General features: G+C 70.0%; 9 protein-coding genes and 1 pseudogene. 8 read left to right on the forward strand and 2 right to left on the reverse strand.

Going from position 1 to position 10,950, the window contains the following annotated elements:
* The 5 genes and pseudogenes from purH to HMPREF0058_RS07750 all read left to right on the forward strand — a co-directional run.
* Positions 1-1,090 (forward strand): annotated as a pseudogene (gene purH / locus HMPREF0058_RS07730) (bifunctional phosphoribosylaminoimidazolecarboxamide formyltransferase/IMP cyclohydrolase); the annotation flags it as partial.
* 87 nt (positions 1,091-1,177) lie between these two features.
* Positions 1,178-1,531, forward strand: a complete 354-nt coding sequence (locus HMPREF0058_RS07735; RefSeq protein ID WP_006549210.1) for a DUF3017 domain-containing protein — start codon at positions 1,178-1,180, stop codon at positions 1,529-1,531.
* 214 nt (positions 1,532-1,745) lie between these two features.
* Positions 1,746-3,074, forward strand: a complete 1,329-nt coding sequence (locus HMPREF0058_RS07740) for a dicarboxylate/amino acid:cation symporter (RefSeq protein WP_006549211.1) — start codon at positions 1,746-1,748, stop codon at positions 3,072-3,074.
* 573 nt (positions 3,075-3,647) lie between these two features.
* Entirely contained in the window at positions 3,648-4,637 is a 990-nt protein-coding gene (locus tag HMPREF0058_RS07745) for a malate dehydrogenase (RefSeq protein ID WP_006549212.1), read from the forward strand.
* Positions 4,638-4,988: 351 nt separating this feature from the next.
* Complete coding sequence (locus tag HMPREF0058_RS07750; protein ID WP_048681623.1) at positions 4,989-5,279, forward strand: Rv1322 family protein; 291 nt, start codon at positions 4,989-4,991, stop codon at positions 5,277-5,279.
* A 292-nt stretch (positions 5,280-5,571) separates the two neighbouring features.
* Here HMPREF0058_RS07750 and HMPREF0058_RS07755 read toward each other — a convergent pair whose 3' ends face one another.
* Positions 5,572-6,045, reverse strand: coding sequence for a hypothetical protein (locus tag HMPREF0058_RS07755; protein WP_006549214.1), 474 nt, complete (start codon positions 6,043-6,045; stop codon positions 5,572-5,574).
* An 80-nt stretch (positions 6,046-6,125) separates the two neighbouring features.
* Between HMPREF0058_RS07755 and HMPREF0058_RS07760 the strand changes: the two genes are divergently transcribed.
* The gene (locus tag HMPREF0058_RS07760) at positions 6,126-6,491 is read left to right on the forward strand and encodes a GntR family transcriptional regulator (RefSeq protein WP_006549215.1); all 366 of its coding nucleotides are present in this window, start codon (positions 6,126-6,128) and stop codon (positions 6,489-6,491) included.
* A gap of 21 nt (positions 6,492-6,512) precedes the next feature.
* On the opposite strand, the gene HMPREF0058_RS07765 is transcribed toward HMPREF0058_RS07760, so the two are convergent.
* Entirely contained in the window at positions 6,513-8,015 is a 1,503-nt protein-coding gene (locus tag HMPREF0058_RS07765; protein WP_006549216.1) for a coiled-coil domain-containing protein, read from the reverse strand.
* 385 nt (positions 8,016-8,400) lie between these two features.
* On the opposite strand from HMPREF0058_RS07765, the gene HMPREF0058_RS12775 reads away from it, so the two are divergent.
* Both HMPREF0058_RS12775 and HMPREF0058_RS07775 read left to right on the forward strand, forming a co-directional pair.
* Positions 8,401-9,795 carry a hypothetical protein gene (locus HMPREF0058_RS12775; protein ID WP_169305829.1) on the forward strand — a complete coding sequence of 465 codons (1,395 nt, stop codon included), beginning with the start codon at positions 8,401-8,403 and terminating at the stop codon, positions 9,793-9,795.
* Positions 9,795-10,811 (forward strand): DUF8094 domain-containing protein, encoded by a 1,017-nt coding sequence (locus HMPREF0058_RS07775; RefSeq protein ID WP_006549219.1) that lies wholly within the window; start codon positions 9,795-9,797, stop codon positions 10,809-10,811. The genes HMPREF0058_RS12775 and HMPREF0058_RS07775 overlap by 1 nt, the downstream gene beginning before the upstream one ends.
* Positions 10,812-10,950: the final 139 nt, after the last annotated feature.

Raw genomic sequence — 10,950 nt, forward strand, 5'->3', positions numbered from 1 at the left:
CGAGGAGCCCGGCGACGCCACCACGCCGGCCGCACCCGCCCGCTACGTGGGCGTGGGCTACGAGCGCCTGGACACCCTGCGCTACGGCGAGAACCCCCACCAGGCCGCCGCCGTCTACCGCACCGTCGGCGAGCGCGGGGGAGTGGCCGGTGCCCGCCAGCTCCACGGCAAGGCCATGAGCTACAACAACTACACGGACACCGACGCCGCCGTGCGCGCCGCCTACGACCACGGTGACGCCGTCACCGTCGCCGTCATCAAGCACGCCAACCCCTGCGGCATCGCTGTCTCCGCCTCCGGGGACGTGGCCGAGGCCCACCGCCTGGCCCACGCCTGCGACCCCGTCTCCGCCTATGGCGGCGTCATCGCCACCAACGCCACCGTCACCGCCGAGATGGCACGCCAGGTCAAGCCCATCTTCACCGAGGTCGTCGCCGCCCCCGCCTTCGAGGACGAGGCCGTCGAGATCCTGTCCACCAAGAAGAACCTGCGCCTGCTCGTCGTCGAGCCTCCCACGCGCGAGGGCTACGAGATCAAGCAGGTCTCCGGCGGCGCCGTCATCCAGGAGCGGGACACCTACCAGGCCGGGGACGCCGACCCCGCCAGCTGGGAGCTCGTGGCCGGCGAGGCCGCGGACGAGGAGACCCTGGCAGACCTGCGCTTCGCCTGGGAGACCATCCGCTCCGTGCGCTCCAACGCCATCCTGCTCGCCAAGGGCGGGGCCACTGTGGGAGTCGGCATGGGACAGGTCAACCGCGTGGACTCCTGCAAGCTCGCCGTCGAGCGCGCCAACACCCTGGGCCTGCGTGAGACCGGGGACGCCGCCGCGGACAAGCAGGAGAAGGGCGCCGTCGGCGGGGCGGACGCCTCCGAGATCCTGGACGCCGAGGCACCCGAGCGCGCCCGCGGTGCCGTGGCCGCCTCCGACGCCTTCTTCCCCTTCGCTGACGGCCTCCAGGTGCTCATCGACGCCGGCGTCAAGGCCGTGGTCCAGCCTGGCGGGTCTATCCGCGACGAGGAGGTCATCGCCGCGGCCAAGGCCGCGGGCGTGACTATGTACCTCACCGGCAACCGGCACTTCGCCCACTGATCCGGGGCCCGGGGCGGCGCCGTCGGGCACGGGAAACTGCCCGGCGCGCCGCCGCCGGTCGCCGCGCACGCAGGCCGGATCGTTACCATGGCCTGCGTGAGTGACGGCCAGGGGCGTGAGCGGGCAGGCAAGAAGACCTGCCTGCGCCACAAGCGACCCGGCTGGGCTGAGCGCCACCACGAGCCCTACTCCACGCTCGCCGTGGTCGCCACGGCCCTGGCCACCCTGCTCGTGCCCCTCATCGCCATGCTCGGCTATAACCGCATTGCCGTCATCTGGCTGGGGCTGGAGGTGATCGTCCTCGCCATCGTGCGCATCATGCGGCCCGATGGCACCTGGATCGCCGCCCGCTCGCGTGGCTTCGACGTCGCCTTCGGCATCCTGCTGGGACTAGCGGTCCTGGCGCTGAGCTGGTACGCCACCCTTCCCGCCATCGTCTGAGCGCCTCCTGAGTGCCAGTTGCTGTTCACCGTGTGAGGCGGCGCACGACCTCATAGACTGCTGCTCACCACGCGAAACTCCTCGTCGTGATGAGCAGCCGGTATGCGATGCTGCCCCACAGGGCGCTTGTTTGCCGCCCGTTCCCATCCCCGTGACCGGAAGGCGCTCCATGTCGAGCACGCAGACTCCCGTAGCATCCACGTCTCCCTCCGCCTTGCGACGTTTCCTTGCCAAGGGCGGGATCCTCGTGTGGGTCATCGTCGCCATCATCCTGGCCCTGGTCCTGGGCTCGATCAAGGTGGGCGGTAACCCTCTGGTTCCCGAGGCGATCGGCCGCGTCTTCGCGACCTTCTCCGCCCTGTTCAGCCAGTTCCTCAACTTCGCTATCCCGCTGATCATCATCGGCCTGGTTACTCCCGCTATCGCGGACCTTGGGCGCGGGGCGGGCAAGTGGCTCGGGATCACCACGGCGATCGCCTACGGGTCTACCCTCTTCTCCGGCTTCCTCACCTACCTCATGTGCGCCACGGTCTTCCCCTCCCTGCTGGGAGGGCACTCCCTGGACGACGTTGAGGAGCCGGGAAGCGCGCTGACCACCTACTTCACCGTGGAGATGCCTGCGGCCGTGGGTGTCATGACGGCGCTGCTGCTCAGCTTCGTGATCGGCATCGGGATGTCCATGGTGCCGCGCGGTGTGCTGCGCAAGGGCTTCATCGAGTTCCGTGCCATCATCACCACGCTCATCGAGAAGATCATCATCCCGCTGCTGCCGCTGCACATCTTCGGCATCTTCTTGAACCTCACCTACACCGGTGAGGCCTGGGCGATCATGCGCACCTTGCTGCGCGTGGTGGTTGTGGTGCTCGTGCTGGAGGTCGTCATCCTCAGCGTGCAGTACGGCGTGGCTGGGGCGATCGGGCGCAAGAACCCGGTCAAGGCACTGGTCACCATGCTGCCGGCCTACCTCACGGCTCTGGGGACCTCGTCCTCGGCGGCGACCATTCCGGTCACGCTTGCCCAGACCAGGAAGAACGGCGTGTCTGACGCGGTGGCCTCCTTCACCGTGCCGCTGTGCGCCACGATCCACCTGGCCGGGTCCACCTCGAAGATCTTCGCCTTTGCCTTCGCCATCTGCCTGACCCAGGGGATCGACGTCTCCGTGACGCAGTGGGCCGGCTTCATCTTCATGCTCGGCATCACCATGGTGGCCGCGCCAGGTGTGCCCGGTGGTGCCATCATGGCGGCCACCGGACTGCTGTCCTCGATGCTCGGCTTTGATGACGCGCAGGTGGCGCTCATGATCGCCACCTACATCGCGCTGGACTCCTTCGGTACGGCGACCAACGTCACTGGTGACGGGGCGATCGCGATCGTCATCGACAAGATGGCGGGCGGTCAGATCGGTGCCGAGGGCGACCCGGAGAACACCCGGGAGCTGTCCTTCGACGGGGTTGCCTACCTCAACCGTGTAGCGGTGGAGGGCGTGGTCAGCCCCGAGGCGCTGGCGGCCTCCGCGCAGGCTAACGGCCAGGCCGACAAGTAGGTCAGCTAGGGCTGGCTTGGCCTCGGTTGAGGCTGTCTTTCTCGATACTGTCGCCGTCGACGCGCAGGGTGACCTGAGCGTCGGCGGCGACAGTGCGTCTGGGGTGGCCAGAGGGCCTGGGGCTCGGAGGTTAGGACACCGAGGTTGGGGCGAGGGCTGCAAACAACTGTGGAACACCTACGGAGAACTGGCTGATTTGGTGAGATAGCAGGGAAAGGTTGGCTTCGCCGTCGGGCTAGACGGGTGGGGAGTTGTTGGCGAGTTGTTTGAAAAACTCGTTGGGATGCTGGGAGCGCCCGGGCGGGGGCGTGAGCTCGCGTTGGCGAGGTGCAGGATCGATACTGTGGGCTCAGATCGCGCATGTCATGGGCGAGGACATACTGGAGACGTCAGCTCAGCGCGTCCTGTGTGACGTGGATGACGCCGCGGGCGAACGCTGAACCGCCCATCGTCCCTGACGCGCTCGGCCCCGGGGCCGTAGGCTTTTCCATGGGCAGCGCCCCGCGCGGCCCGCGTGACTGGGTCGTGCGCGCACGGCCTGGTCAGTCCAACCAGTCCTAGAAGGAGTCCTTCATGGCTAACGCCCCCGTCAACGTCACCGTCACCGGTGCCGCCGGCAACATCGGTTACGCGCTGCTGTTCCGCATCGCCTCCGGCGCCCTGCTCGGCCCGGACCAGCGCGTCAACCTGCGCCTGCTTGAGATCCCGCAGGCAGTCAAGGCCGCCGAGGGCACGGCCATGGAGCTGTTCGACTCCGCCTTCCCCACGCTCGGCTCTGTCGACATCTTCGACGACCCGAAGAAGGCCTTCGAGGGCGCCAACATCGCCTTCCTCGTTGGTTCGATGCCGCGTAAGGCCGGCATGGAGCGCTCGGACCTGCTGTCGGCCAACGGCGGCATCTTCGGCCCCCAGGGTGAGGCCATCAACGCCGGCGCCGCTGAGGACATCAAGGTCCTGGTCGTGGGCAACCCGGCCAACACCAACGCCCTCATCGCTGCCTCCCACGCCCCGGACGTGCCGGCCTCGCGCTTCACCGCCATGACCCGCCTGGACCACAACCGCGCCCTGGCCCAGCTGGCCGCCAAGACCGGTGCCCACGTCTCGGACCTGGACAAGGTCACCATCTGGGGTAACCACTCCTCCACGCAGTACCCGGACCTGACCCACGCCACCGTCAAGGGCCAGCCCGTTACCGAGCTGCTCGCGGACCGCGCCTGGGTCGAGGAGGACTTCATCCCCACCGTCGCCAAGCGTGGTGCGGCCATCATCGCCGCTCGCGGCGCCTCCTCGGCTGCCTCGGCTGCCTCGGCCGCGATCGACCACGTCCGTGACTGGTGCCTGGGCGTCAAGGACTACTCCTGGACCTCCGCCTCGGTCATGTCCGACGGCTCCTATGGTGTGCCCGAGGGCATCATCTCCTCCTTCCCGGCCGTCAGCGAGAACGGCGAGTGGAAGATCGTCCAGGGCCTGGAGATTGACGACTTCTCCCGCGCCAAGATCGACGCTTCGGCTGCTGAGCTCCTGGAGGAGAAGCACGCCGTGCAGGAGATGGGCCTCATCTGAGTCCCACTCCATGTGCTGTGAGCACGTGTGAGCCCGGGGTGCTGAGCTGAGCGCCCCTGGGCTGGCAACAGGTCCCGGCAGCTGCTGTATGCGGCTGCCGGGACCTGTGTTTTCGGGGGGGAGGTTGCGTTGGGGGAGTTGGGCTGGGGGAACTGGGCTGGAGGAGTTGGATGGGGCTGGGTGCGGTCGAGCGTGCGTTGCGGGGATCGTGCGGTGGGAGAGCCCTCGCGTCGGTTCAGGCCCTGAACAGTCGATCCCCATGCTGCGCGCCGTGTGATCGACGGTCCAGGGCCTGAAGCGACGGGGTGGGGCAGGTGCAGCGGCGCTGAGCAGCGGGCTAGAGTCGGTCTCATGGCCAGGCGAAGCTCTAAGCGTCCCTACAGCGGAGGGCATATCCCGCTGCGGATGGAGCGTTTGTCCTCGATGCCACGTACCCAGACCGGTCCTGGGGGAGCTGACTTCACCGTTCGTCACGTCTCGGGCGGTTCCAAGCCGTACACCTGCCCTGCCTGCAATCGCACCATCATCGTGGGGACGCCGCATGTGGTGGCCTGGTCCAACGAGTCACTCTTTGGGGCCGACCGTGGGCTGGAAGAGCGCCGGCACTGGCACACCTCCTGCTGGGAACGCCATCTGTGGTGAGCGCTGCTCGGCCCAGGCGTTGGCGGTGGGCTTCGGCCGGTGGGGTTGTGGTGAGTGGTGCGCGCCTGGGTGATTGTGGCGTGCGTTGAGGGTTTGCGGCGTGCCTGTGGGGCTTGGGTGCTGGTGAATGCGGCGTGCTTTGGGGGATTGGTGTACGGGTTGGTGATTGTGGCGTGCGTGGGCGGTCGTCCTGGGCACGTCTGAATCGGGGAAGCACGTACTCGTGGGTGAAGGCACGCCGCAATCGGCGTTGGGCGGGGTGGCGGTGTGTTGGCGGCGGGCTTCGGGGCGGTCAGGGCAGGGGCTCGGGGGAGCGCTCCTCCCAGCCCGGCAGCAGCCGATCCAAGGCGAAACGCAGCGGCACGATGTCCCCGTCGCGGCCGCCCTCGCCGATCGTCATCGGGGCAGGTTCAGCCACCGGCTTGGCACCCATGAGCTTCTCGCGCAGTGACAGGCGCATCGACAGCACGTAGAAGCGCCCATCGGTATCGATGCCGACCGTCTGGTCAGCACGCAGGTACCAGCCACTGAGCTCGGTGCGCGCGCTGCCACCGCCATAACCCTGCACGCGCAGCGGCTGCGGCGCGAGCCCCTCCGCGCGGGCGACCTGCAGAAAAAGGGCGATGATGCGCCCGGCGCGCTCATGCTCAGCCGCCTGGCGGGCCTGGAGCAGCCGGGCACGCTCTGCTGCAGCCTCACGACGGCGTGCGGCCCAGTCCTCGCTGGAGTCGTCAGGGCTCTGGGGCGTGGGGGAGTCAGCGGTCATGGCCTCAGCGTAGAGGGTGACGGCGCGGTCTCGGCCTCGGCCAGCGCACGACGGCGTCCGGCGTGGCGCACACTGGTGCCATGACGACCTCCCCGGACCTTGCCCTCGCCGTCGACCCGGCCTCCGCCGAGCCGGTTTTCGCCCAGATCTGCCACGATCTACGCCGTCAGGTGGAGGAGGGGAGCCTGGCAGCCGGCACCCGCCTGCCGTCCACGCGCGCCCTGGCCAACCAGCTGGGGCTAGCCGTCAACACGGTGGCCAAGGCCTACCGGACCCTGGAGGCCGAGGGCGTGATCGAGGGACGCGGACGCCTGGGTACCTTTGTCCGCGACCAGTCGGGCTCCCAGGCGCAGCAAGCGGCCTCCGCCTTCGTGACCCAGATGCGTGCTCTGGGAGTCAGCCAGGAAGAGGCCGCTGAACTGCTTCGGCGCGTCTGGACGGCCTGAGGGCCTCAGACCTCGGTTGGCTCAGGCCTCGGTCGCGTCCTGCGAGGTCGCCTCCTTCGAAGCAGGCTCCTCGGCCTGCTCGGTGCGCAGGCTCTCAACGGACACCGGCTCGGTGGTCTGCTCGCCCTCGCCCGGAGCGGCAGCCAGGTCCGCCTCCGTGGGGGCGGGTGCCGGTGTGCTCGCCTCCCCGGCCGAGGCTGCGGAGGCGGCAGAGGCCGACTCGGCAGGGTGCAGGGCCTGGTTGATGACGTCGGAGAAGACCGGCACCTGCGGCACCGCGTTGCCCAGGACCCCGCGCATCTCCTCCAGGTAGCTGGCCACCGAGTCGCGCTGGCGCTCGAGCTCCTCGACCTGACGTTCGGCGGCAGACAGGCGCGCCTCGCCGTCGGCGCGTGCGGACTCCAGCATCTGAGCCGCCTGCGCACGAGCGGCCTGCAGGATCTGCTCTGACTGGCGCTCAGCCTCGGCCTGGCGGTCGCGGGCCTCAGCGTCGGTCCGCACACGCACGGCCTCGGCGCGCTCAATCGCCTCCTGGAGGCGAGCCTCAGCCTCCTCAGCCTGCTGCTGAGCCTGCTCGTTCATGACGCGGATGCGCTCGGCCGCAGCCTTGTGCGCGTCGGAGTCCTCCTGGGCAGCGGCCTCGTGCTGGGCCGCGATCTCCAGGCTGGTCTGCTGGCGCAGCTCGGTGGCCTCCGCACGCGCGGCCTCGGCCTCGGCAGTGGCCGCGCGGCGCAGCGTCGTGGTCTCCTCCTTGGCCTCGCGGCGCAGGGTCTCAGCCTCCGCGCGAGCCTTGTCCAGCAGCGTGGAGGCCTCAGCCGCCGTGGTAGAGCGAAGCTTCTCGGCCTCCTCGGTGCTCGTGGCACGCAGCTCATCGGCCTCAGCCGTGGCGGCGCGGCGGGTCTCAGCGGCCTCGCGCTCGGCGGAGATCTGCAGCTCGGTGGCCTCCTTCTTCGCCTGGGCGACGACGAGCTGGGCCTCACGCTCGGCGCTGTCACGCACGGTGGTGGCCTCAGCCTGCGCCTTGGCGGTGACCTGGTCAGCCTTGCGCTGGGCGGAGGCGACCATCTCCTCGGCCCGGGCCGTGGCGTTGGCCAGCGTCGTGGAGGACTCCGCCTCGGCCTGAGAGCGCAGCTCGGCAGCGTCGCGGCGGGCGTCGGACAGGAGCGTGGCGGACTCGGTGGAAGCCTGCTCGCTCACGCGCTTGGCGTTGGTGCGCGTGCGGGCCAGGAGGGTCTCGGCCTCGGCGTTGGCCTTGGACAGGACCGTGGCCGACTGCTCCTCGGCACTGCGCAGCAGCTGCTCGATCCGCGACCCGAGGCCCGCGTAGGAGGGGGTGTCCGTCTCGCGCAGGCGGCGCTGGGCATCGGCAAGCTCGCCGGCCAACGTCATCGTGCGCTGGTCCAGGCTCTCGACCTCGCGGCGGGCGTCAGCGAGCTGACGCCGCAGGGTCTCGATCCGCTGGTCAACCTGGGCGCGGTCGTAACCGCGCATCGTGATCGTGAAGGCCTCGGTCCCGTCAGTCACGTCTGTGTCCTCTCTCCTGACGGCCGCGCGCCGTCTGCGAGGACAGGGTATCGGGGACGGGCGTCGTTGTGCTGTTTCGGTGCCAACTGGCGTGGCCGGGCTTGCCGGCGGCGCTCTGCCGGAGCCGGCCGACGCCGTCGGGACGAGCGGCCTGGAGGTGAAGGACGGGCCGGAGCGGGACTGTGAGTCGTTCCGCTCAGGGCGCAGGATCCTGTGATCTTGCCCGTCATTGCTGCGCCAAGGTCGCTTGCATGGGATTCTGGATTGTCCGAAGTGCCCAGGTGGACCCGGGAGCACGCCTCCTGTGCGGCCACCCAGCCTCGCCCCAGCCGCCCTCGCGGCGGGTGCGTCGGGCCCCTGTCCGTTAAAGCAAGGAGACCGCGTCGTGAACCGACGTATCGTGAGTGCGATCGCCGCTGCCGCAGGACTGGTCGTCATCGCCCTGGCCGTGTGCTCCGCCACCGTGTGGCGTCCGAGCTCGACCGCCGAGGCGACCCTGCCAGCCACCACCGACCAGCCCTACGTCCTGGTCGAGCCCGGCGTCCTGGGACTGGTCAACTCTGACGTCACCGTCACCGCGACCTCGCAGGGCCAGGACGTCACCCTGGCCGTGGGCTACTCTGCTGACGCCCACGCCTGGCTCGCTGACGACCCGTACCTCTCAGTGACCGGTCTGAAGGACTGGAAGACCCTGGCCACCACCGAGGTCACCGAGCGCTGCGAGGCAGACCCGACGGCGACGGCGAGCGCCAGCGCCACGGACGCGGCTTCCTCAACCGCCACCGAGGATGCCAGCGAGGCTGCCTCTGCCGCGCCGAGGGAGGCCGCCACCGCTTCTGCGGGCTGCACGGCGCTGACCAGCTCGGGCGCTGACCCGGCGAGCGCGGATGTGTGGCAGACCTCGGTCACCGAGGCGGACACCGCGACCATGGACCTGGACGCCACGGACTCCGACCTCGTGGTCCTGGCCGCCACGGACGGCAGCGCCGCCGCGCCGACGCTCACCCTGACCTGGTCCCGCTCGGTGTCCACGCCCTGGCTGATCCCGGGCCTGGTCATCGGCGGCATCCTCATCCTGCTGGGCGTCTTCGGCCTGCTGCTGGACATCCAGATGCGTCACGCCGACGAGCAGCGCCGTCAGCGCGCCGCCGAGCGCGCCGCCCGCCTGGCCACGGCAGACTCGACCGCCACCATGGGCATCCCGGCCGTCAACGACCCCAACCGCCCGCTCACCCGCCGCGAGGTGCGGGACAAGGAGCGCGCTGAGGCCGCCGGCGAGGAGTGGATCGACCCGCGCACCGGCATCGTCTACGTCGACGGCGTGGCCGCCCCGGCCGTCCCCCAGGCTGACGAGACTGCGGGCTCCTCGCAGTCGGCTGACGCCCAGGAGCCCGGCCTGGAGGCCGGCTTGGAGGCGAGGACGGAGACTGAGCTGCCTGCCGAGCCCGTGACGGACGAGGAGGCCCTGGAGGCCGCCGGCGCGCCGCGAGGCTCCGCCGTCGTCCCGAGCCTGGACGAGGAGACGGTGCGCGCCCTGCGCGCCGGCCGCGAGCTGGAGACTACCGAGGCACTGAGCCTGGCTGACGAGGCCCCGGCTGAGTCCCTCCAGGACACCGAGGCGGGCGAGTCTGCTGAGCCTGAGGCCACGCCGGAGGGTGAGGAGGCTGAGGAAGCCGACGACGCCGAGGCGCCGCAGTCCGCCGCGCACGAGGGCGCCGGCCAGGACACCGCCGTTATCGACCCTGTGGACCCGGCCGCAGAGGGTGAGGAGAACGCCTGATGACTACCCGCCGCCACTTCCTTCTCGGCGCCGCGGCCACCGCCGCTGCCGCCACGCTTGCCGCCTGCTCGCAGGACGTGCCTGTGACGCCGTCGGTCACCACGAGTGCCACCCCGCGCCCGGTCCTGGACGCCGATCGCCTCACGGCGATCCTGGAGCGCATTGATCAGGGGCTGTCCTCGGCGGACTCCGCCAAGAACCGCGAGGCCCTGGCCGGCTATCTCACCGGACCGGCCGCCCGTGTCCGCGCGGCCGAGTACGCCGTCGCCCAGGCCGCGGGGGACGACTCCCTCATCCACGCCTTCTCCACCACCAGCCAGGCCGGCGCGGTGGGGCTGACCGCTGGCTTCCCGCGGGCGGCCCTGACCATCACTGAGCCCGTCTCAGACACCGAGCCGCCCTACCTGCTCGTCCTGTCTCAGGACACGGCCCGTGACAGCTTCGAGCTGTGGTCCTGGGCGCGTCTGTTCGCCGGCGTCGAGGTGCCGGCCACCTCCACCGCCTCGGTGGGCTCGGAGCAGGTCGACGCCGACTCCACGGGGCTCGTGGCGACCCCGCAGGAGGTCCTGGCCGCCTATATCGAGCTCCTCAACAACCCGGAGGGGGACAACTCCCTGGGCTTTGCTGACGACTCCCTGCGCCAGCGCGTGGCCTCCGAGCGCGGCGTCGACCTGTCCGGCATGGGCACGGTCTCCGTGACCGCCACCGCCGGCCAGGACAGTTTCAAGGGGCTGCGCACCACCGAGGGCGGGGCGCTGGTGGCCACGACCCTGTCCTTCGCCACCATCTACACCAAGACCGTGGCTGGCTCAACGCTCAACGTCGGCGGGAACGTCGGCAAGCTTTTGGGCGGTGACACTGAGGTGCGTGGTGCCGTGACCGCCTCCTACGACGTCATGATCGCCTTCTCGATCCCCTCGGCTGAGGCTGGGGGATCGGCGGTGGTGCTGGGTGCGGACCTCGTGCTCGCCTCGGCCTCGCGCGACGACGCCGCCGCGCCCCAGGAGTCTGAGTAAGGATGCTCGCCCGGCGGCAGTGCCTGACCGGGATGAGCGTGTGGCCACAGGACCAGGAAGAAAGAAGAACGTCAGATGAGCATGTTCGGAGCCGTTGACCTGTCCTCCCTCGCACCGCGCCAGGGCGCCGGTGCTGGGG

This window comes from Actinomyces urogenitalis DSM 15434 (genome assembly GCF_000159035.1).
Lineage (GTDB): Bacteria > Actinomycetota > Actinomycetes > Actinomycetales > Actinomycetaceae > Actinomyces > Actinomyces urogenitalis.